The organism is Pseudomonas sp. EA_5y_Pfl2_R50, from assembly GCF_963970475.1.
In the GTDB taxonomy this organism is placed as follows: Bacteria; Pseudomonadota; Gammaproteobacteria; order Pseudomonadales; family Pseudomonadaceae; genus Aquipseudomonas.
The window spans coordinates 351116-371440 of sequence record NZ_CAXAPT010000005.1; the positions used below are offsets into that span (position 1 = coordinate 351116).

General features: G+C 55.6%; 21 protein-coding genes and 1 pseudogene. 9 read left to right on the forward strand and 13 right to left on the reverse strand.

The genetic code is table 11. The annotated features are described in order from the left end of the window. Positions 1 to 14: 14 nt before the first annotated feature. Positions 15 to 2612: a hypothetical protein gene (locus tag AACY19_RS11445; protein ID WP_339450339.1), complete on the reverse strand. Its 2598-nt coding sequence runs from the start codon at positions 2610 to 2612 to the stop codon at positions 15 to 17. 352 nt (positions 2613 to 2964) lie between these two features. Between AACY19_RS11445 and AACY19_RS11450 the strand changes: the two genes are divergently transcribed. Next, positions 2965 to 4299: a chloride channel protein gene (locus AACY19_RS11450; protein WP_339450340.1), complete on the forward strand. Its 1335-nt coding sequence runs from the start codon at positions 2965 to 2967 to the stop codon at positions 4297 to 4299. Here AACY19_RS11450 and AACY19_RS11455 read toward each other — a convergent pair. Both AACY19_RS11455 and AACY19_RS27915 read right to left on the reverse strand, forming a co-directional pair. Next, positions 4289 to 5566: a DUF2254 domain-containing protein gene (locus tag AACY19_RS11455; protein ID WP_339450341.1), complete on the reverse strand. Its 1278-nt coding sequence runs from the start codon at positions 5564 to 5566 to the stop codon at positions 4289 to 4291. The two genes, AACY19_RS11450 and AACY19_RS11455, sit on opposite strands and share 11 nt — an antisense overlap. 198 nt (positions 5567 to 5764) lie before the next feature. Beyond that, complete coding sequence (locus AACY19_RS27915) at positions 5765 to 5947, reverse strand: DUF7079 family protein (protein WP_445262300.1); 183 nt, start codon at positions 5945 to 5947, stop codon at positions 5765 to 5767. A gap of 200 nt (positions 5948 to 6147) precedes the next feature. Between AACY19_RS27915 and AACY19_RS11460 the strand changes: the two genes are divergently transcribed. From AACY19_RS11460 to AACY19_RS11470, 3 genes are read left to right on the forward strand one after another with little or no spacing between them, the layout of a single operon-like run. Continuing rightward, complete coding sequence (locus AACY19_RS11460) at positions 6148 to 7488, forward strand: cytochrome C (RefSeq protein ID WP_339450342.1); 1341 nt, start codon at positions 6148 to 6150, stop codon at positions 7486 to 7488. Between the two features lie 4 nt (positions 7489 to 7492). Beyond that, on the forward strand, positions 7493 to 7984 hold the full coding sequence (locus tag AACY19_RS11465) for a sorbitol dehydrogenase (protein WP_339450343.1): 492 nt from the start codon (positions 7493 to 7495) through the stop codon (positions 7982 to 7984). After that, positions 7981 to 10239, forward strand: a complete 2259-nt coding sequence (locus AACY19_RS11470) for a GMC family oxidoreductase (protein ID WP_339450344.1) — start codon at positions 7981 to 7983, stop codon at positions 10237 to 10239. The genes AACY19_RS11465 and AACY19_RS11470 overlap by 4 nt, the downstream gene beginning before the upstream one ends. Before the next feature lie 446 nt (positions 10240 to 10685). Here AACY19_RS11470 and AACY19_RS11475 read toward each other — a convergent pair whose 3' ends face one another. The 5 genes and pseudogenes from AACY19_RS11475 to AACY19_RS11495 form a co-directional block, all read right to left on the reverse strand. Then, on the reverse strand, positions 10686 to 11735 hold the full coding sequence (locus AACY19_RS11475; protein ID WP_339450345.1) for a tyrosine-type recombinase/integrase: 1050 nt from the start codon (positions 11733 to 11735) through the stop codon (positions 10686 to 10688). Position 11736: 1 nt separating this feature from the next. Next, a complete protein-coding gene (locus AACY19_RS11480; protein WP_339450346.1) occupies positions 11737 to 11979 on the reverse strand; it encodes a DUF4224 domain-containing protein in 243 nt (80 codons plus the stop codon). Positions 11980 to 12025: 46 nt separating this feature from the next. After that, positions 12026 to 12519 (reverse strand): annotated as a pseudogene (locus tag AACY19_RS11485) (hypothetical protein). A gap of 361 nt (positions 12520 to 12880) precedes the next feature. After that, entirely contained in the window at positions 12881 to 13342 is a 462-nt protein-coding gene (locus tag AACY19_RS11490; RefSeq protein ID WP_339450347.1) for a hypothetical protein, read from the reverse strand. Positions 13343 to 13415: 73 nt separating this feature from the next. Continuing rightward, positions 13416 to 14003 carry a hypothetical protein gene (locus AACY19_RS11495; RefSeq protein ID WP_339450348.1) on the reverse strand — a complete coding sequence of 196 codons (588 nt, stop codon included), beginning with the start codon at positions 14001 to 14003 and terminating at the stop codon, positions 13416 to 13418. A 387-nt stretch (positions 14004 to 14390) separates the two neighbouring features. On the opposite strand from AACY19_RS11495, the gene AACY19_RS11500 reads away from it, so the two are divergent. Next, on the forward strand, positions 14391 to 14702 hold the full coding sequence (locus AACY19_RS11500; RefSeq protein WP_150687422.1) for a hypothetical protein: 312 nt from the start codon (positions 14391 to 14393) through the stop codon (positions 14700 to 14702). 113 nt (positions 14703 to 14815) lie between these two features. Continuing rightward, positions 14816 to 15061, forward strand: a complete 246-nt coding sequence (locus AACY19_RS11505; RefSeq protein WP_127928174.1) for a hypothetical protein — start codon at positions 14816 to 14818, stop codon at positions 15059 to 15061. A gap of 6 nt (positions 15062 to 15067) precedes the next feature. Here AACY19_RS11505 and AACY19_RS11510 read toward each other — a convergent pair whose 3' ends face one another. Beyond that, the gene (locus AACY19_RS11510; RefSeq protein ID WP_339450349.1) at positions 15068 to 15742 is read right to left on the reverse strand and encodes a hypothetical protein; all 675 of its coding nucleotides are present in this window, start codon (positions 15740 to 15742) and stop codon (positions 15068 to 15070) included. A 49-nt stretch (positions 15743 to 15791) separates the two neighbouring features. On the opposite strand from AACY19_RS11510, the gene AACY19_RS11515 reads away from it, so the two are divergent. After that, positions 15792 to 16616 carry a DUF2971 domain-containing protein gene (locus AACY19_RS11515; protein WP_339450350.1) on the forward strand — a complete coding sequence of 275 codons (825 nt, stop codon included), beginning with the start codon at positions 15792 to 15794 and terminating at the stop codon, positions 16614 to 16616. 33 nt (positions 16617 to 16649) lie between these two features. Here the strand turns inward: AACY19_RS11515 and AACY19_RS11520 are convergent, their stop codons facing one another. Further along, positions 16650 to 17426, reverse strand: coding sequence for a DUF2786 domain-containing protein (locus tag AACY19_RS11520; RefSeq protein ID WP_127928168.1), 777 nt, complete (start codon positions 17424 to 17426; stop codon positions 16650 to 16652). A gap of 103 nt (positions 17427 to 17529) precedes the next feature. Here AACY19_RS11520 and AACY19_RS11525 point away from each other — a divergent pair, with 103 nt between their 5' ends. Both AACY19_RS11525 and AACY19_RS11530 read left to right on the forward strand, forming a co-directional pair. Next, complete coding sequence (locus tag AACY19_RS11525; protein ID WP_127928166.1) at positions 17530 to 18396, forward strand: hypothetical protein; 867 nt, start codon at positions 17530 to 17532, stop codon at positions 18394 to 18396. A gap of 234 nt (positions 18397 to 18630) precedes the next feature. Then, entirely contained in the window at positions 18631 to 18921 is a 291-nt protein-coding gene (locus AACY19_RS11530; protein ID WP_127928164.1) for a hypothetical protein, read from the forward strand. Here the strand turns inward: AACY19_RS11530 and AACY19_RS11535 are convergent. The 3 genes from AACY19_RS11535 to AACY19_RS11545 form a co-directional block, all read right to left on the reverse strand. After that, positions 18890 to 19270 (reverse strand): hypothetical protein, encoded by a 381-nt coding sequence (locus tag AACY19_RS11535; protein ID WP_339450351.1) that lies wholly within the window; start codon positions 19268 to 19270, stop codon positions 18890 to 18892. The genes AACY19_RS11530 and AACY19_RS11535 overlap by 32 nt on opposite strands. 81 nt (positions 19271 to 19351) lie before the next feature. Beyond that, positions 19352 to 19642 (reverse strand): hypothetical protein, encoded by a 291-nt coding sequence (locus AACY19_RS11540; RefSeq protein ID WP_339450352.1) that lies wholly within the window; start codon positions 19640 to 19642, stop codon positions 19352 to 19354. A gap of 11 nt (positions 19643 to 19653) precedes the next feature. Next, positions 19654 to 19956 carry a hypothetical protein gene (locus AACY19_RS11545; RefSeq protein ID WP_339450353.1) on the reverse strand — a complete coding sequence of 101 codons (303 nt, stop codon included), beginning with the start codon at positions 19954 to 19956 and terminating at the stop codon, positions 19654 to 19656. Between the last annotated feature and the right edge of the window lie 369 nt (positions 19957 to 20325).

Consider the following 20325-nt stretch of genomic DNA (forward strand, 5'->3'; position numbering starts at 1 on the left):
GCCAGAGACGGCGATTATTTCCCACGATCAAGCTGACCCAGTGTAATGCCTTTGCTCAAGAGCGCATTGGCGACCTGTTCGCGCACTGCAGGGCTTTCATCCCGGCCGTAACGCTGCTCAATCTCGTCATAGATGGCGATTTCTTCCTCTCCACGATCATGCTGACCCAGTGTGATGCCTTTGTTCAAAAGCGCCTTGGCGACGTGTTCGCGCAATGCAGGGCTGTCATCCTGGCCGTAACGCTGGTCGATCTCGTCGTAAAGTGCGATTTCTTCCTCACCACGGTCAAGCTGAGACAGTCTAACGGCTTTGTTCAAGAGCGCCATGGCGACGTGTTCGCGCAATGCAGGGCTGTCATCCTGGCCGTAACGCTGGTCGATTTCGTCATAGACGGCGATTGCTTCCTCACCAAGGTCAAGCTGACCCAGTGTGATGCTTTTAAAGATGAGCGCCTTAGCGACCTGTTCGCGCAGTGCGAGGCTGTCATCTTGGCCGTAGCGCTGGTCGATCTCGTCGTACACTGCGACTTCTTCCTCAACACGATCAAGCTGAGACAGTCTGACGCCTTTGTTCAAGAGCGCCATGGCGACCTGTTCGCGAATTACAGGGCTGTCATCCTGGCCGTAACGCTGGTCGACTTCGGCATAAACAGCGATTTCTTCCTCACCACGATCAAGCTGACCCAATCTGACGCTTTTGTTCAAGAGCGCCATGGCGACCTGTTCGCGCAGTACAGGGCTGTCATCCTGGCCGTAACGCTGGTCGATCTCGTCATAGACGGCGATTGCTTCCTCACCACGGCCAAGTTGATCCAGTGAGACGCCTTTGCTCATGAGTACGTTGGCGACCTTTTCGCGCAGTGCGGAGTTGTTATCCTGACCGTAACGCTGGTCGATTTCGTCATAAACGGCGATTTGATCCTCACCACGATCAAGCTGACGCAGTCTAATGCCTTTGTTCAAGAGCGCCATGACTACCTGTTCGCGCAGTACAGGGCTATTATCCTGCCCGTAACGCTGGTCGATTTCGTCATAAACGGCGATTTCATCCTCACCACGATCAAGCCCGCCCAGTCTAACGCCTTTGTTCAAGAGCGCCTTGGCGACCTGTTCGCGCACTGCGAGGCTGTCATCCTTGCCGTAACGCTGGTCGATCTCGTCGTACACTTCGACTTCTTCCTCAACACGATCATGCTGACCCAGCGTGATGCCTTTGTTCATGAGCACCTTGGCGACCTGCTCTCGCAGTGCGGGATTGTCATCCAGGCCGTAACGCTGATCGATTTCGTCATAAACGGCGATTGCTTCATCACTACGGTCAAGATGACCCAGTCTGACGCCTTTGTTCATGAGCACCTTAGCGACCTCTTCGCGTAGTAAAGGGCTGTTATCCTGACCATAACGCTGGTCGATTTCGTCATAGACGGCGATTGCTTCCTCACCAAGGTCAAGCTGACCCAGTGTGATGCCTTTAAAGATGAGCGCCTTGGCGACCTGTTCGCGCATTGCAAGGCTGTCATCCTTGCCGTAACGCTGGTCGATCTCGTCGTACACTGCGACTTCTTCCTCAACCCGATCAAGCTGACCCAGTCTGACGCCTTTGTTCAAGAGCGCCATGGCGACCTGTACGCGCACTGCAGGGCTGTCATCCTGGCCGTAACGCTGGTCGACTTTGGCATAGACGGCGATTGCTTCCTCACTACGACCGAGCTCTCCGAGAGTGAGCGCACGAGCAATAATGAGTTTGATGAGTTTCTCAGGCGAAAGCGATTCCGCTTGTGCTTGTTTTATAGCCTTCTCGAAACTGAGCAAAGATGAATCAAAGCGATGAGCGAAGTATTCATCGAGGCCGCGGGCAAAATGATCGTCTGATGTGAATTCCTTTTCCGGTTTCAATTCGAGAGCTTGACTGGTTTCTCGAACAGTGTTGACGGTTGTCGGGTCAGTTAGTTGTTGCGATTCTTGATCTTTGCTGCCGACTCGGGACAAAAAGTTCTGAGCTATCTGATCAAAGGTTTGGCGGGTTTGCTCTGCGTGATGATTGACCTCCGTCCTTTCCCGATCAATTTCCTGAATCGTATCTGTAATGTACTTCCGGATCACTGAGATCTCTGACTGCAGTGCATCGGTATTGTTTTTTCGAAGCTCCAACATATCTGACTGCAGTGCATCTGTAGTGTTTTTCCGGAGTGCCAACATTTCTGATTGCAGTGCATCGATCTGTTCATGATGCTTTACGCTATGTTCTTTAAACCACTGCTGAGCTGCTTCCTTGGCTTCTGCTACTGCACGGTTCTTCGCGCTGACGTAAACGGCAAGACCGGCAATAATTGCAATAATCGCAATAATTACAGTGATTCCTAGGCCAACTAGTGAAGACAAATTCGAAATGGCACCCATGTAGTTGGCCTGCTGCGCCGTCGAGATGCCCAGGTCGCCGATGCGTTTATCCTGCGCATCGAGCCTGTTGCTCGTGACCTCCTTGAGGATTGTGATGCTCTCTTCCAACGTCTGGATCTGCTGGATCGCGTTTTGATTTTTTGGTAAAGCGGAGGTCGCCATCGGGGCAAAAAGTGCAAGACATAGGAATATGCCCGATAGGATTATGTGCATGCTCATTCACTCGGCGTAGGACGTTATTTTTAAGTATGGGTGGGAATTTACCAGTTATGGACCAAGTGGTGTTATACGAATGTACTGCGGTATTGCAGCTAGGTCAGACGTTGGCTGTAGGGAGGGGAATCCTCCGCTCTTGGGCGATAGCGGTCGCCTGCCAACGTCCTCTTTTTTCCCGAAGCGGACGGTCAGGAGCGGCGGCTTACGGCCAATAGCAGTCACTCAGCGTCTAAAAAACGGAGGGCGACTCACAGGTCGTTTTCTTTACTCAACAAAACCGTCGCTATGAGGGCAAGAGGCTATTTCGTTAGTCTTACGGTCAAGAAGGCGAATTCAAGGAACACTTCGTGTGATCAAACCGATAATGCTGTTGCGCCGAGGCTTCGCCTCCATGCGCTGGCGCACCAGAGTGACGTTATGGCTTGCGGCAACCATTGCCGGCTTGCTGGTGGTGGCATTCGCAAGGCTGGCAGACATGGCCCTGGCGCAGTTTGCTCAACAGGCCGCTGAGCGAGCGTGGCTTCCTCTTGTTTACACCCCGTTGATCGGCATGCTTGTAGTCTGGCTGACAACGCGCTTTTTCGTGGGTGCCCAAGGCAGCGGAATTCCTCAGGTAATCGCAGCAACACGACTTGCGCGTCAAGGTAAGCCCATTAACAGACTGGTTTCATTGCGCATTGCTTTCGCCAAGATAAGCCTTGGAACTCTGGCGCTGACGGGCGGCTTTTCGGCGGGGCGTGAAGGCCCCTCAGTTCAGGTTGCCGCATCCATCATGCACTTCTTTCATCGCTTTCTGCCCAATGCGCGAATCGTGCGCAGCGAGGATCTCATTCTGGCGGGAGGCGCGGCAGGTATCGCGGCAGCATTCAATACACCCCTGGCAGGGATCGCATTCGCTGTAGAGGAACTAGGACGCAAGCTGGAGACCCGTACCAGCGGGGTTCTTCTCAGCACCATTATCCTCTCCGGGATGGTTGCCATTGCCTTGCAGGGAAACTACAACTACTTCGGTCACTTCGGCATTCAGGATATCAACCTCGACATAGTCGTCCCGGCATTAGTCATAGGGATTGGATGTGGGCTATTGGGTGGTTTGTTCAGCCGAATGTTGTTATGGCCGCACCGGCATCCACACTTCATCATCTGGCAATGGCGGCGAATGCACCCGGTGTGGTTTGCCGGAGTCTGTGGATTGGTCGTCGCCATATTGGGGTGGCTGAGTGGCGGAATGTCGTTCGGGAGTGGATACGGCATTACCTCTCAGGTCATCGCATCCGATGTAGCACTGCCGTGGCACGCCCCCATTACTCGCTTCCTGGCGACGGTAGTGACCTATTTTTCTGGTATTCCGGGCGGTATTTTCGCCCCTTCGCTCGCGGTAGGGGCCGCAGTAGGCGCCAGTACCGCAGAACTATTCCACCTGGCCGCGCAGCCCACTATTGCACTCTGCATGGTTGGTTTTCTGGCTGCCGTCACTCAGTCGCCAATCACCTCCGCAATTATTGTGATGGAGATGATTGATAGCCACAGTATGGTGATCAGTCTCATGGCGGTCGCTTTGATTGCCAAGGCTGTCAGTTCAAGAATGGGGCCTGAGTTGTACCAGCAATTGGCGCGAGGCTTTCTCGAGAATGCAGAAGCTGACACCAAGCCAAAGAATCCAACTCATAAGCCTACCGCGTGATTGTTCTAGCCAGTGCGCTAAGTTGATCTTTCTCATGCTGCAGCGCTAGCGTGGTCTGTGCACGAGTGATGAGAAGAGCCACGTGCCTGTCGCATGGATCTTTAAATATCGTTGGGCTTATTTCAGCGAGACTGATGAGGGCTTTCAACAGGCGCACGTTAACTTCCAGCAAAGCTGCACCGTCCCTGCTGATCGGGGCAAAAAAATCATCGAACAGATCATCAACCGTCAATCCTCGGAGAAAGACCTGTTTACACCCTTGATCTGTTTGCGAGGCAGAGAGGAGAGGCTTGCTCCAGCAAGTTAGTGTCCTCACTCCCCGGCCAATGACATCGATGGCTGTTCCTGGGTCGTTCACCGCAGGCGATAAGGCGCGAGAAGCGATTTCCGAGAGCACGCAAAGTCCGAATCGTGGATCATTTTCAAAGGTACGACGGACGCCGATGGTCAGCGTTGCCAATACCTTCTCTCTGGCAGCATCGGCCTCACCGGCCATCGTGTCGGCCAGGTTCACAATGTGGAGGAGTGGCATTCCTTCGTGCACAAATGTCCCCGGAAGTACCTCCAGATAAATCTGTATCTGATCGTCCTGCGCGATGCCTCCAAGTGCACTCACATCAATATGTTGCACATAGCCGGTTAGCTCACTTCTCACTGTTATTGCGCCAGGAGGTAACGACAGATCGTTCGGGTAAGCTGAACCGCCCAAGTAGGGCCACTGAACTCGTTGAGTGATTGCCTTTATCGCAGCCTTTTCGACACGGTCGATGGTTTCTCCCACCCTTCCGAGTTTGGACAGGTGATCGATCCAGCGCAGAAGGGTGTAAACGATCAGGATGACCACAATAATCGTGACTGCGAACAGCAATACTCGACCTTGCGTGCCATAGGCACCCGTGCTCAACGCGATGATCCCTACCAGGCTAAAGAGGAATGAGCCTATAAACGTGGCAAGGGCATTTTGGGTCGTGGTGTCTTCCATCACCAAAGTGGTGGCGCGCGGCGTCACTCCGCTGCTCGCGGCCCCATAAGCGCTGACCATCGTGCTTAACGAGAAGGTCGTAACGGCCAGCATGCTGGAGGCAATGATCCCCAGAATCTTGTCCACTGCGTCCGCACCGATACGCGCCGGCAATGATTCTGGGATGAAGTCTTTCAATACAACAGCGAGCAGCGCCGTAGCTACCCCTAGAAGGGAGAATAGGGAGGCTCTGAACCAAAGCCGTTTAGTGAGTTGATTCGTGACCCAGCGCCAACGGGCGATCATGTGCAATCCTTCAGTGAATAGGTCGATATAGTCGCAGATGGGGCGGGAGTTTTATTCGACTATGGGCCGACACAGGAGATGAACAGCAAGACGCACAAGTTATCTGATTTTGAGTTGATGAAAGTCAATAGCGGGGCATCAAGCCGACGTGCGCTTCTGGCCGAATGCAGACCCCCAAAGGAGGCTTCTCGGGATGATTTAGGGCATGTCCTGGGCCAGGATGGGCCGAGGTATGATTTCTTTCCATATGTAACCGTAGCTGTAGCGTAGCCAGGCGACCTTTAACCGGTCGAAGCTACGTCTTACCCAGCTACTTTCTCGTGCTGTGAGTTCTTTGGCTATTTCATCTAATAGCCATTCATCCTGAAAACCGGCCCACACAGGAGGAACGACTCGCCGCCCAAGAGCGTCTGTTTCTGTGCGACAACCCCTGCTTATCCCTACCGCTAGTCGGATATTTCTGACGGTTCAAGTGCAGCGGCTAGCCTGCAGCCTAGCGTCAGGGATAACGCTGAACATTCGGTCCATGATGGGCCAGTACGCCTCATCGTCCCGACGCTTTATCTGCTGAGGAGACGATAATGAAAAAAAACCTGAAACGGTTGGCGTGCCTTGGTGCTGGTTTCACCAGCGCGCTCGCCCTGGCCGATGTGGCCAGCCCGCCGGTGCTGTCACCTGCGATTCCCTTCGACGTCACCGCTAATCCCCCCTTTACTCTGGACAGCCTGCAACACGATTTCGACGTGCTTTCGTGGCAGACCTTCGTCGCCCTGAACTGGCCCGCAAGCGCCGACGGCAGCGCCAACACCTCGGCGAAGATCGGCGCGCCGGGGCAGACGGTTTGGGAGTCGTGGAAGGAGAGCTACGAGATTTTCCTGCCCCAAGGCCAGAAGCCGGTCGCCTGGAACCAGAAGGCGCCGCTACCGGCGGCGTGCCAAGGCAAGGGTGATCTGCCGGTACTGCAACAGATGGGCAAGGTCGCCGGTGTGCTCGACGAATTCATCCAGCCGTTCAAGACCGGCCCACTGGTGGACCAGAACGGCACTTACACGCGCAACGCGATCATGGTCAACCAGCCGATGTTCGACAACATCGTCAACAATGGTCTCTACAGCAAGGAAGGCCAGCAGGCTTTCTTCACCAAGGCCGACAACCGCATCGCCTTCTCCTGCGGCTCGGAGGAAGCCCGGCAGGTCGGCGCGATCATGGTCAAGTCGGCCTGGAAGGTGCTCGGCGGAAACGATAACCCGCAGGAGTTTCACGCCGTCGACGCCTTGGTCTACACGCCCGGCAACGCCGACCCGAACAAAGGCGCGGTGATCCCCGAGTCGTGCAGCGCGCAGAAGGTCGGGCTGGTCGGCCTGCACATCGTGCACAAGACCAAGGACGCGCCGCAGTGGGTATGGTCGAGCTTCGAGCACGTGCGCAACGTGCCGGAGAAGACCACGCCGATGAACGAGCGCAAGGGTCCCTACCTGTTCTACGACGCCCAGGCCAGCGACCGCCCGGTGAACGAGCCGCCAGCGCAGCCGTGGGACCCGTCGAAGAAAGCCACGCCTTCGCAGATCGTGCGGGAAATCCCGCTCACCCCTGCGACCCAGCAGCTCAACGCGCAGTGGCAAAGTGCGCTCAAGGGCACGGTCTGGGCCAACTACCAACTGATCAGCACTCAGTGGCCGACCGACCGGGCCAAGGATTGCCAAGTGCCGTCGCCGACCAATCCACTCGGCACGCCTGCACCGACATTCCTGGCCAACGCCACTCTGGAAACCTACAACCAGGGCACCACGCCACAGGCTTCGTCCAGTTGCATGGAGTGCCACAACAACGCGACCACCCGGGTGACCCAGTCCCCGCGCACCAGTTTCGCCGATTTTACTTTCCTGCTTGAACGTGCCCAATCCACCGGCGCCAAGGAGTGATGCCATGAGCGACCCGAACCTGCAGAACTTCATCGACCTGTCCGCCGTGCTGACTGGCCTGTCAGCCAAACTGCTCGCGCCCTCCGTCGACCCGATCAACCTGCCGCCGCTTTTCTTCGCCACTGCCCAGCAAGGCATGGGCACCTCAGCGTTCAGTAACCTGCTGGAGCTGTACGCCAGCATCAAGAACCAACCGCCTGCACAAATCGCCAGCGCCGTGCTCGGCAACCCGGACCCGCAAATCGCCCAAGGGGCTCGCTCGATCATGAAGCTGTGGCTGCTCGGCAGTTGGTACCAGCCTTATGACCTAGGCAACGCCCACGAGGGTGATACCCGTGTGGTCTCCGACCAGGCCTACAAGGAAAGCTGGGCGTGGAAGATCGCCCAGTCCCACCCCATGGGCTACAGCCAGTACCACTTCGGCTACTGGGCCGAGCAGCCACCGACCCTCAAGCAATTCACCGGTGTCGACGCCAAGGAAGGGCAAAAGCCATGAGCAATCTACACACCCAGAACATCGAAACCGCCGATGTGATCGTCGTGGGCGCCGGCATGGCCGGCAGCGTCATGGCCTATCAATTGGGCCTGGCCGGCTTGAAAGTGCTGGTGCTCGAGTCGGGCCCGGCGATTCCGCCCAACCGCAGCGAGTACCTGGAGCGTTTCTACACTGCCGTGTTCAAGTCGCCCGAGTCGCCATACCCACCGGAGCAGACCGAGCAGACTCCGGCCACGCAGTTCGCCCCGCGAGCGACTATCCAGGACTTGATCACCGCCGGCAGCGACGACCCGAACAAGGTGCAGAAGAGCTACCTGGTACAGAAAGGGCCGCAACTCTTCGCCAGCACCTACGAGCGGGTAGGCGGCGGCACCATGTGGCACTGGATGGGCACGGCCCTGCGCCTGTTGCCCAACGACTTTCGCATGCAAACTGCGTACAAGGTCGGGGTCGATTGGCCGATCAGCTACGACGACCTGCAGACCGCCTACTGCCGTGCCGAGGAGGAGATGGGCGTGTCCGCCGATGTCGCCTCGCAGACCTACCTGGGCGTGACCTTCCCGCAGGGCTATCAGTACAGCATGCACGGCATCCCGCCGTCGCTGGTCGACCAGGGCCTGGGCGACAACGTCACTGGAAAGGTGTACCAGAGCCCGGAGAAGTCGCCCGGCGGCAAGTCGTACCCAGGTGTCACGCTCAACGTCCGGCAGACCCCGGCCGGGCGCAACTCGCAAAGCGACAACGGCCGCCGGGTGTGCGCCGGCAACACCAGTTGCACACCGATCTGCCCGATCCAGGCCAAGTACGACGCCACCGTGACCATGGCCAAGGCGCTGGACACCGGCAACGTTCGTATCCTCTACCAGACTGTGGCCAGCAAGGTGCAAGTCGATGCCAGCGGCGTCACCGGCATCGAGTACATCCAGTACCAGAACGACGGCACGCGCCAGAACGGCATGGCTCAGGGTCAACGCTACGTGATCGCCGCCCACGCGATCGAAACGCCGAAACTGCTGCTCAATTCGGTCGGCCCGCACAGCCCCAACGGCGTGGCCAACAGCAGCGGTCAGGTCGGCCAGGCGTTGGCCGACCACCCGGTGTACCTGGCTTGGGGCCTGATGCCTGAAGGCAAGCCGTTGTTTCCGTTCCGCGGGCCACTGTCCACCTCGGGGATCGAGGACATGCGCGATGGCCCGTTCCGCAGCCAGCGTGCCGCCTGGCGTATCGAGATCGGCAATGAAGGCTGGAACTGGTCGGCAAATGATCCGTACAAGACGGTCTGCGATTTCATCGACGGCACCAACAACGGCGGTGCTAACCCCAAAAATCTGGCGTTGGCCGGCGAGACGCTGGTGCAGGAGCTCAACAGCGTGCTGACCCGCCAGTTCCGTCTGGGCTTCTTGATCGAACAGGTGGAGAAAGACCCCGACAATGCGTTGTGCCGGGTCGAGAAGAGCAAGGCGTTCACCGACGGCTTGGGCCTGCCTCGGCCAGAGATCACCTACGAACTGTCCGACTACACCAAGGAGGGCTTCAAGCAGGCGCGTCTGGCCGCCACGCATATCATCACCGAACTGATGGGCGCCACCGAGCTGACCGACCTGAACCCTAAGCTGGCGTCCGGCTCGCAAACGGTGTTCGAGTACCATGGCCAGAACTACACGTTCTTCGGCGCTGGCCACCTGATGGGCACCTACCGCATGGGCTCGGACCGCAAGAACTCGGTGGTGGACAAGGACCAGCGCAGTTGGGATCACCCCAATCTGTTCCTGGTCGGCGACGGCGTGTTTCCCACCACCGGGACCGCCAACCCGACCTTGACCATCACCGCGCTGACCTTCCAGGCGGCCGACGTGGTCGCCAGCGATCTGCTCAAGCGAACCGTGCAGGTGCAGGCCAACCAGGCCTGGCAGGGCACCGGCGTGCAGGTCAATGGACACAGCTGGCAACTGGCGGTGTGCACCGAAGGGCAGTGGACGGCCAACCCGGCCACCGGGATGGTCGGCGCGGCGGGCAACCCAAGGGTGATCGCCAAGCCCGGCTATACCTTGCCCGGTCAGCCGGAAGGCGCGTTGATCGGGCGTATCGGCAGCAGCGGCGCGCCGTTCCTGGTCGGCAACCGGGCACAAATGCCGCGTGGCCAGCAGGGTGAGTTGCAACTGTGCATCAATGACGACCTGGACGGGCGCTTCGGGGCTGGTCTGAGCGATAACCTCGGCAGCCTCTCGGTGGAGGTGCGTTTCGGCACGGTGTAGGCGCTGTCCTACCAACCCCACCCTGCTGAGGCAATGCCGCAGCAGGGGTGGGGTTGCTCTATCAGTTCTGGTGAAACAGGGAGGTGCAGCAATCCGTCGTCTACTGCGAACATTTGCAATCCGTTGCAGGCACCCGAAAGGGGGCAGGGCGCTGCGGAAATACTGGAAAAGAGGCGGAAACAATCCAGAGAAGGAGGACGCAAAATCACAAAGTCCAGAAACGACAAAGCCCTGAAAAATCAGGGCTTTGTCGTATCAAATATGGCGGAGGCGATGGGATTCGAACTCATGGACCTGTTACAGTCGACGGTTTTCAAGACCGCTATGGAAAACCTTTGAATGCGCGGCGTCAGCCGTTTTTTTGTTCCAATACTTTTGTTTTGCAGCACCTCTACAGACCGCATTCTACAAGGGGCGTGTTTCGAGTTGTGGAACGCATTTTTTGCCTATTTTGAGGGTTTGGCGATCGCGCCGACACGGCGATAAACCCGCTCAGTAATGTCGCCTTTTGTGTGCCCGAGCAACAGGCTGGCGTCACCGACATCGCTGATTTCTGACGCCGCTTTCGGCCGAATATCTCGGAACTGGAATTCACCGATCCGCTTAGCCAGCAGCTCGTCTCCCTGCTCAAGAGCTTCCAGTTTCGCCTTCTCTCGCGCCGCGTCCCATCGCTTCCTCAGCATCGTCGCAGTCATCCGTTTACCGCTCCGGTTGATGATCAGGTAGCTCGAAACGTGCGCAGCGTTTCGCTCTGTGATCGCTGCGATCAGAATGCCTAGGCTGTTCGGCTCTCCGGAAGTCGTCATCTGAATGCGCAGCTTCTTGTGCGTCTTGTTCTGCTGAACAGTCAGATATCCGCCTTCAACATCATCCTTCCGCATAACCAGCACATCTGCCGGCCTTTGCCCGGTCAGATAGGCCAGGTCCATCGCTTCCTTCAGCTCCTGAGCTGCCTTCTTGTACACCGTCTCCCACACCACATCATTCGCGTAGTAGTCCCTCGGTGTCTCTTTGTTCTTGCGCACCCCTTGGCAGGGGTTCTCCTTCGTCGTCAGCCCCCATTCTCGGGCGATATTGAAAATGTGGGAGAGGGTAGCGATCTCACGGTTCGCACGAACCTTCGCCGATCTCGCATCGCGGTATCCAGCAATCGTTGCCGGAGTGATTGAGTCGATTGGGGCGCTGTCGAACATCGGCCGGAGCTGCTTGATTTCCGCCAAGTTGTCCTTCTGCGTGCGAGGTGCTTTCTTTGGCACCACATCACGAATGTACCGGTCGAATATTCCCTTCATGGTGCGCAGGTCGAGCGGTTTTTCCTTGGCTTCGAGTTCGGCCCACTTCAGCCTGGCCTTGTCGAGATCCTTGCCAAGAGGGATATCGTTGCCGAGCAGGTCACGGTAGTAATACGCGGTCCAAGTAGTACCGTTTTTGCGCTTCCGTGAGCGCTTGTACATCCGAGGGGGAAGGTGCTGGTGCTCGGTCTTGCGGGGGCGCATATCAGTTCACTCGCGAATAGTCTGGCGTCCATGTCGGCGCGGCCGGCGGCGGGTTAAGATCGGCAATCGTTGGGCTGATCATGCCCAGCTTCATGCGGGCATACATGCGGCCCACCAGCGGGCGTTTGCCGCGGCTTTCGACAAACACCCATTGGCGATCAATCAGCCAGCGCCGCTGGTAGGCCCGGGCCTTGTAGCCGGTGAGTTCGGCTAGCTCCTCGTCAGAGAGGATTTCGGTTTCCATGATGTATTGCTCCATGTCGCGCGTGGCGGCATAAGGTGGTGATGGGTTACACGCCGGTCTTGGCCAGCACCGCGTCGGCAACACCCATTGAGGCCTGCGCATCGTCGACATATGCGGGGGCGAACCCGCCTGCTAGGTGAATGGTGGCTTGGCAGGCGCGCAGGTTCTCGCGGGTGAGCTTCAGTGCCGCGACCAACTCTTCGTGCAGTCCGCGTTCCTCTCGGCCGATACCCCAGAAGCGCTGGCCCCAGTGTCCGGCCGGTGGCTGGTTATTGTTCTGCGCGCCGAACGCCAGCGCACCGACTACAGAGTCCAGCAGGTCACGCTTGTAGGCGTTGTCGCCGTCGATGCTCAGACCGCGCCGACGTAGCGTTGAAACGACCTCGTTCAGGTCGAGCCCTTTGTCCTGCAGCACGATGTCGAGTTCTGGTTTTTCCGGGGTGTATATGGCCAAGCAAAGTTTGGCGCCGGCCGGCAAGCTGGCGCTGATCTCTCCAGCGCATCGCTTGCTGTTTCATGAAAGCGGTTCAGTGCGGACATACGAATTCCTCGCCTGCCTTAAACCGGCAGGCTGTTGTTAAGTTAATGGATTGATCTAATGTGAATGCGTCGACGCCCAATCCCAGGAAATTCACATGAGCAAAGCGCTAGAAATAGAATTCGAGGGGAAGACGTATAGGGTCACGTATTCAGTAGACAAGGGGCTGATCACTGTCCGCACCGTATTCGGCTCAAAGGCCACTCAGGTGGGCGGATCTCCTCCAGGCCTGCTCGCTCAAATCATGGGGCGAGAGTTGCTGTCGGAAGCGAACGGTAGAGGGCAACTGTGAAGGCATAGAAGTAGTTTTCACTTGTTACTTCATCGTGTAGCAGTACACGTAGGCGAACCAGGCGAGGGCGATCATGGCGTCACCTCGAGATCGCCGAATAACCGCATCAGCTCTTCCTCAAGCTGGCCGACCAACACCTCGTAATCGCTGAGCCGGATCGTGCGCATGCGATTTTGTTCTCCGTCGAACCCGGCTGGCACGCCGCGATCTGCCCACCAGTTACGCGCGAAGTGGAACATTTCGGTGGCTGCCGGGGTTTGGAACTCGTAAGCGTTCCCCGGCCAACCATTCCATTTCAGGTATCCCGTGCCCACCAAGGACTTGATGCGTCTCGCAAGCTGCCCTTTGCTGAGTTCGATTCCAAGGCCGCCGCGACTGATCATGCTCAGGTACTGCGCATGGTGGCGGTCGATATCGCGATCACCGGTAAGTCCTTTGCTGCCACCGATGTAGTTGACGATCACGCCCTTCGCGGTTCGCTTTACCTGCGCTCGCCAGATGGCGCGCAGGATTTCTGAGTCGGTTACTTTCATACGATCACCGCCTTTATGGTCAGTATCAATGGAAGACAGAAGAAGAGGGTGCAGTCGGCAATGCACTTGGTGATCATGGCGCGGCTCTCGCGGCGGTGACCTCGTCGATGAGCGATTGCGGAAGGCGTGCTGCAAATTCGCCTTCCGACCACGACAGCGGCCGAGACTGGCGGACCATCTCGTTCAGCAGTTCGAACGCCGCAAGCAGCTGACCATCGTTGATCTCGCCGTCCTCCGGCAGGTCGTCGCAGAAATGTTCTTCGGGGTCTATTTCGCGGGGATAGTTCGGCTCACAGATGCAGAGTTGCATGTCAGCCAGCTCGATATCGCTGTCGACCAGGTAGTCGCGGAGGTCATCCTCATCGAAGAAGTAGCGGTCTCCATCGAAGATAACCAGAGGCTCGCCGGCCCAATCCTTGACTGGCATCGCCGCGAACTTTGCCTGGCGCCTGTCGTGCCGGCATTCATTACAGGAGCTGTTCACCTCATAGATGGGATGTTCAGGGTTCGCTTCGCAGCGGCGATGGGTGGCACCGCAGTAGCGGGCAAGATTTTCGTCGGCGCCGAAAAAACGACCGTCAGCGGAAACCCAACCGGTTACCGTTTTGAGGCTGGCCGCTTCCGGGGCGTCGTACATGATGATTGGCTTTTTTACAGACATGACTTCGTCCTTGCCGCTATAGCGGCTGACTCTGTGGTTAAATTGGAATAATTCTTAAAGGAGGCGTTTCGTTATGGAAAACACGATCAAAAGGCCAATGTTCATATTGGGCACTTCATTTTTTGCCGTTGGCTTGGCCTGCTCACTCCCCGGAATTTGGATTCCCGGACTCGTCTTCCTGGTTATAGCGATTAGCCAAAAACCTAAGAGCTGATTCCCTGATGGTCCTTGCCGCTATAGCGGCTGAAAGTTGTACGGGGAATTTGAGTTCGTACAGTTTTGGCGACCAGCTGTCAGGCGCCGTTTAGATTCGGTTGCGCTTTGTTCTGATAGAGCTATTTTTGGTTTTTTTTTGAACCAAAAAAATAGGCACAGGAGGACAGCCAAATGAGACTTCGAGGCGATGTTTTCTGGTCATGGGCAGACCCTTCGCTGCACAGCAGAACGCACGAAGAAACGCTCGGTAGCGGGATCTATATCGACGTGCAGGTCAGGCTATCGCGAGCGGGCGAGACTCAACTGTTCATAGGTATATATGCCTCGGATGGGATGGCCTTGCATGAAGAGTCCGATAACTCTCGCCCACGGGAGTCGATGACGAGGGTTTTAGCTTGGGGCGTCGGTCGTGCTCGAGAGCTCGCTGGTGCTGTAGGAGTGAGTGCTTCTAGGTCAGCTTCTTCGGGATTGCGGCGAGCCTAAAAAGGGCGGCATAAACCTCGTATCTCATGAAGAGGTATTGGTACCATACTGGAAGAATAGGAATAGCGGCTCGTAGTCCCGAGCCAGTACCTGTCGGGACCGCGTGTCCAAAAATGCATACCAGTGATGATTTTCGATTCAAAGCCCATCAACACCTACTTGATTTGGATGCAACCACGAACCAGTTGATGATGCTGGTGGTCGCATCGGAGGTTTCAGGACCTCGATGGAGTGAAGCTTTGCTGCGCCAGAAAATGGCTTATGAAGCTTGGTCTGCCATCCTCATTGGCATTCAGATAGATCCAATGCCAATTTTTGATGGTCGACCTCCTGAAGGGGGCAACCCTCCTGTCGGGTAGGTTCGCTCAGCCTGCAAACTCCATCGACACCAGATCATGGGCATTCGCTACGGGCTGCTGTTCCTGCCGCAGCGCTGCCTGAACTGCCTCGACAACGCGCTGTAGGTACGCGAAATCGTGGTTTTCCTCAACAGCCTTGTCGCCGACGGGGTAGTGCCACTCATCGCCAAACAGTTCAGTCAGCAGCCTGTCGTGATGCCAGCATTCGTTCGGTGACTCGATGCTTCGCAGAACTTCGATGTCGTGCCAGAGCTCACGAGCCTCATCCTTGCTCAGCTCATCCAGTTCCCAGTCGTGTCGGCCTGTCTTTTGCCGGCGGCGCTGGAGGATGCATTTTTTCGCGAAGGTATATATCGCGGCCCCGCTGAATCGGGTGCCGCTGATCCCTCGATCCAGACAATTCAGGACGTAGTGCCAATCACAGTCGGCGACAAACTCCGCAACCGTGCGCGGGCCCATGCCGCCCCAGTAGGCGTTCCAGCTATTGTCCCAGCAGTTGATCGTGATCTTGCCCTGGGCGGTCTGATAGCTCGGGTCGGATTCAGTAGGGCAGTCGCGGCGGCCGAAGTCCTCGAGGAACACGGTAATCGCATCGAGACGTGGCGCGCCGGTGATTACCAGCTTGGTCACCGTCGAGCGCTCAACCTTCAGCGGGTCGGCCGTTTTGTTTTCTGTGGGCATGGAGTTACCTCACCGGTATATTGGGCGAATGTTGATATTGGAGATTAAAATGCGGCTTTTTCACTACACGGATGTCTATGCCGTCAAGTCTATTATTGAAAATGGGAAAATGTGGCTAACAGATTCTCGATTCCTAAATGACTCTCAAGAAATGCATGATGGCGTAGAGAGAATAATTAATTATTTAGAGCATCAAAAGAAACACTTTTCGCATAGGCATGAATGTTTAGAGCGTGCTGCTGGATACTTAGCGCAGGACCTCGGCCTAGGGCCATATTTTAAGTCTGAAAGACGTCCTGTATATGTTTGCTCATTCAGCGCGCAACGCGATTTATTGAGCCAGTGGAGAGCTTATGGAAGCTACGCTATTGAATTTGAATCGGATGACATTCCTCTGCATGTAAAATATTGCGTATATGATGCTGATGAAAAAAATACGCAGGCAGCGCATGAGGCTTTGTCTGCCCTGGAAATCGTTGCAAGCGAAATGAGTGGCGATGGACTTTGTGGTGCTCCAAGCTTTGAAGCAGTAGCGAATCTCGTGTCCTTGGCTGCAACATTCAAAGATTCCAGCTTTTCAGAAGAGAAAGAGGTCCGTTTAATACTTGGCCACGATAAGGATCCAATGTTCGATCAGCGGCTTAGAGTTCAGTTTAGGGCTAAAGGTAACTATTTGATTCCATACGTAGAGCAAGAGATTCCCATCAAAGCGATAAAGGCAATACATGTCGGGCCTATGCGAGACCAAGACCTTGCCTATACCTCGATGAGTGCCTTTGTTCAAAGTCAGTCCTTGAGTGAAAGCATCTATGCTGAAAGAAAGCAGCATTGTGTCAAAGTCATCAAGTCTTCTATTCCATACAGGGCGCCTTAAACGAGTAGGCGCGGCAGAGCCAGGATTGGAAAGTCAGGCGCTTGCGGCGAGGGCCAAGGTTTCCTCGCCGCCATGTGTTATGCCAGCATGCAGATCCACCTTGCGTCCGGCAAGCATTCCCGCGATTTGCGCATCTAGGTCGATATCAACATCACGCGTTTTGCGGGCTTTGCCCACGCCTTTGTTAGCGAGGTATTCGGTGATCAGCGCCTTGTCTTGCGCTTCGACTGCGATGAGGTCGCGCCCATCGCTCGATGACTGGGTATCGTCCTCGCCTTTCGGGACAAGGGTGCTCAGCTTCCCGTAAACCTCGTTGACCCATGCGAGCGCGAAGTGGTCGCCCGCTGTTTCGGCTGAGTAAGGACTGCGATGCACGCCCGCCCGAATCTTGGCGACATATTGCTTGCGGGCAAATTTAAGCTTTGTCAGCAGCGCCTCAAACGCATAAAGCGCGATGTGCTGTGCAGGTGTCACCCCCACAAAGGAAGTTCGGGCGATGATTCGATCCTTTTCACTGCAGTACTGCCGACCGTACAAAGAGGTGCATCCGAAAACGTGGGCAACTGCACCGCTCAGGTTCCGCTCCCACGCCGGCAGGCGTTCGGCCCGGTAGAATTGCGACTCGACTTCGCCGACGTCGCTCAGCTTCACATCCATTTCGGTCAGCCGGTACTCGCGCATCAGTGCCTGCGCTTGACGAAGCGCCGTTGCAGCTTCGTTCTCATTTGCGCTTTGGGCCAGTGCCAGGCAGTGCTTGATCTTACGGATCGCGCGCTCGAGTTTCTTTTCGTCGAACCGTTGTGCGGACATAGGGGATCCTCGCCTAGGTGGCGTAATGCATAAAATTAAGGTATGTATTTATCTTGAGGGTGGCATTAGGCCGCCATGGAGTTCTATTTTGAGGAGTTTCGAAATGGCCAAAAAAAATGACGATGTCCAAGAGACGGCACCGTTGACTTGTGGATTGGTAATGCCCATTTCGGCCATGGACGGATGTAGCGCGGAGCATTGGGTTGAAGTTAAAAACATTATTTGTGACGCAATAGGCAGTATTGAGGATGTCGCGTTTACATCGAAACTTGTAAGTGAGCAAGACGATGTTGGGGTCATACAAAAACGTATCGTTCAAAATATTTATTTATCGGATGTGGTGGTTTGTGATGTAAGTTGTAAAAATGCCAACGTTATGTTTGAGCTTGGCATGAGATTGGCTTTTGATAAGCCGACTATTCTAATAAAGGATGATAAGACTGATTTTTCTTTTGATACAGGAGTTATCGAGCATCTAGTCTATCCCCGGGATTTACGATTTTCGCGTATTGTTACGTTCAAGAAGCTGCTTGCTGAAAAGGTGAGTGCGACATATCAAGCATCCTTGAATGACCCGCATCATTCGACTTTTTTGAAGAATTTCGGCAGTTTTAAAGTAGCGTCGGTGGATCAGACTGTGGGAACGCCGGATCAAGTGTTGCTTGATATGATGCAAGACCTAACTCGAGAAGTTGCTCGGATTGGTCGTCGAGTATCTCGAGACTATTCTTCCACAAGTTCCGGCTCAAGCGCATCGGTAAGTATTGAGTTTATAGATGAGTTGGTAGGGGTGCTGAAAAGCTATAAGGAGATTAACCCTTCCCGAGATACTGAGAGCTGTGTGGGTGATGCGTCTTTTTATAGCTTTTTGTTGGATCATATGAAAGAGGCTAGAAGGTTTGGTTCTTATGCCGATTTTAAAAAAACGGTGAACGGCTTTCTTGCAATTAATCCACAATTTCTCAATTAGATTTATGACTTTCGCGCAGCGGATTACACAAAGTTCGCCTTGTCGAATAGTTTGGCTTCGCAGCAAAGAATATTGCTCGGACCAGCCCATTTTGCGTCAGCAGCTTATGATGCCTCTTCAATAGCCACGGTGATCTCCGTGATCGGTGGTGGCAATTTGGCTAGGGTTGGTTTATTAGGAGTGATCAATCATCACGAATAGTAAGGAAGTCTTATGTACGCGGGAGAGGTTTCAGTGGATGCGATGACCGTGTTCGGCATCGGGATTTCCACTCGCCACGGGAAAGCATACGAACTCGCTGAAATGATAAATTTCTGCGTTGCATTGGAAAGTCGAGGCGTGCAAAAGAAGGTCGTAAGCGCCTTCTATGATTCGAACAGCTGCTGCTGTAGCTTTGAGCTATGTCCATCAGTCGATCGATACGACGATACAGAGCAGGCGATTCTTGATGCGGCGAAGGAAACTATCGGGCAGTTTGATTGGTTCGGTACGGTTAAGCATGGCGCACCGTTAGAGGGGGGCTAACAATTTCGTCGTCAGGCTCTAGCGGATCATCGGCCAGCGACTTCATGCCGGCGGCCTGAATAATGCGCGACACCTTTTCGGTAACAACAAAAGGTGTCGTGACACAGCGAAGCATCTTGGCCTGAGTTGCGAAGTCGGCGGCAATCAGGTTGATCAGAAGCCGCTGGTGAATGTCCTGCTGGTTGTTTATGCCGTGGGCGGCCATGACGCGCTTGAGGTCAGGCTTGAACACCCCGGCCACTTCAACCGTAAATTTTTCGACGCCCAATGCAGCGTCCTTTGTTGCTGCCTTCTCGCGCTTCTTGCGCTGTTTCTTGGCTTCCGCCGTCAGCTCCTGTTCTTCGGCCATAGTCTACTTCCTCAATTCCGCTGGCCGGCAAGTCCAGCCAGGTTTGTCGGCGGCGTGTAGTCGCCCGGTTACTAGTGCGTTTCATGAGTTGAACTTGAATGCGTTCTCGCTGGCGATGAGCGCAACCCGCTTGACGTGCATGTTCAGCGTCTTCGCTGTCTCGCTCATGGTCTTGCCGGATTTGGCCTGCTCGTGCACTTTCGGGGCGATTTTGTTGCGCTGGACGCGCAGGCGGTCGTGGTGCGGGGTTGATGCCAGCTTTGGATCGCCAGTGACGCCACTGGGGATTTGCTGAGCTTTACCGCCGGAACCGATGAACTGATCAAGTTGCTGGTTCAGGTTGTCGCGCAACTGGTCTCGTGGGTTTGGCATTGGTGCACCGATCAATGCACACCTTCCGCCAGGCGATTGGCCTGCTTTTCGAATGCGATCGCCATGTTCAGCGCGACCTGATAATTGAAGCGGAAGGCTTTTGTCTTGCCGGTGACCAGGTCAACGATGTGGTAGGCATTGCCGACCGTCCTCACCTGAAAGCGCACTTTCTTATCCGGCGCCGCCAGACCTGCAAGTCGGGCGAACTCTCCACGGGCTGCGTGGGAGCGAACAAACAAGGCGTTGAGAACGTCCCGGCGCTGCTGCATCAGTGGGTGCATTTCGACCTGAGCAATTTCTGTTGCGTGCTTCATGGTTGATTACCTATCGGTTGTCATCCCAAGCAGCCCTCGCGAGAAGGCTGCTCAGTGATGCTTTCCGTTTCTCGCTGCACTTCAACGCCGGAGTCCTCTCTCTGCCCGCTGCCGCAACTGGCGTCACATCGGGTGGCTGTGCAACTTTGCGTGCTCTCATGAGGGAGCCCGGCCAGTTCCGGAGCTGGCATGTGGATCGAAATTTGTGTTTCGCGCTGTGCCCGTTTCCGGGGATCGATCCGCGAAGATTTCTGGCTGTTAAAGAGCGGCGGGTTTGTTGAGGCCCCTTCGCAGTGGCTGTGTGTCGCTGCGATGGGTGAAATATAGGTAAACCCATATTTGATGTCAATGGGTATTCCCATAAAAGTT

Excerpts from the sequence above, each read along its gene's own strand:
- AACY19_RS11445 (WP_339450339.1), bottom strand. The coding sequence starts at position 2,612 with ATGCACATAATCCTATCGGGCATATTCCTATGTCTTGCACTTTTTGCC.
- AACY19_RS11455 (WP_339450341.1), bottom strand. The coding sequence starts at position 5,566 with ATGATCGCCCGTTGGCGCTGGGTCACGAATCAACTCACTAAACGGCTT.
- AACY19_RS11460 (WP_339450342.1), top strand. The coding sequence starts at position 6,148 with ATGAAAAAAAACCTGAAACGGTTGGCGTGCCTTGGTGCTGGTTTCACC.
- AACY19_RS11465 (WP_339450343.1), top strand. The coding sequence starts at position 7,493 with ATGAGCGACCCGAACCTGCAGAACTTCATCGACCTGTCCGCCGTGCTG.
- AACY19_RS11470 (WP_339450344.1), top strand. The coding sequence starts at position 7,981 with ATGAGCAATCTACACACCCAGAACATCGAAACCGCCGATGTGATCGTC.
- AACY19_RS11475 (WP_339450345.1), bottom strand. The coding sequence starts at position 11,735 with ATGCGCCCCCGCAAGACCGAGCACCAGCACCTTCCCCCTCGGATGTAC.
- AACY19_RS11480 (WP_339450346.1), bottom strand. The coding sequence starts at position 11,979 with ATGGAAACCGAAATCCTCTCTGACGAGGAGCTAGCCGAACTCACCGGC.
- AACY19_RS11490 (WP_339450347.1), bottom strand. The coding sequence starts at position 13,342 with ATGAAAGTAACCGACTCAGAAATCCTGCGCGCCATCTGGCGAGCGCAG.
- AACY19_RS11495 (WP_339450348.1), bottom strand. The coding sequence starts at position 14,003 with ATGTCTGTAAAAAAGCCAATCATCATGTACGACGCCCCGGAAGCGGCC.
- AACY19_RS11500 (WP_150687422.1), top strand. The coding sequence starts at position 14,391 with ATGAGACTTCGAGGCGATGTTTTCTGGTCATGGGCAGACCCTTCGCTG.
- AACY19_RS11505 (WP_127928174.1), top strand. The coding sequence starts at position 14,816 with ATGCATACCAGTGATGATTTTCGATTCAAAGCCCATCAACACCTACTT.
- AACY19_RS11510 (WP_339450349.1), bottom strand. The coding sequence starts at position 15,742 with ATGCCCACAGAAAACAAAACGGCCGACCCGCTGAAGGTTGAGCGCTCG.
- AACY19_RS11515 (WP_339450350.1), top strand. The coding sequence starts at position 15,792 with ATGCGGCTTTTTCACTACACGGATGTCTATGCCGTCAAGTCTATTATT.
- AACY19_RS11520 (WP_127928168.1), bottom strand. The coding sequence starts at position 17,426 with ATGTCCGCACAACGGTTCGACGAAAAGAAACTCGAGCGCGCGATCCGT.
- AACY19_RS11525 (WP_127928166.1), top strand. The coding sequence starts at position 17,530 with ATGGCCAAAAAAAATGACGATGTCCAAGAGACGGCACCGTTGACTTGT.
- AACY19_RS11535 (WP_339450351.1), bottom strand. The coding sequence starts at position 19,270 with ATGGCCGAAGAACAGGAGCTGACGGCGGAAGCCAAGAAACAGCGCAAG.
- AACY19_RS11540 (WP_339450352.1), bottom strand. The coding sequence starts at position 19,642 with ATGCCAAACCCACGAGACCAGTTGCGCGACAACCTGAACCAGCAACTT.
- AACY19_RS11545 (WP_339450353.1), bottom strand. The coding sequence starts at position 19,956 with ATGAAGCACGCAACAGAAATTGCTCAGGTCGAAATGCACCCACTGATG.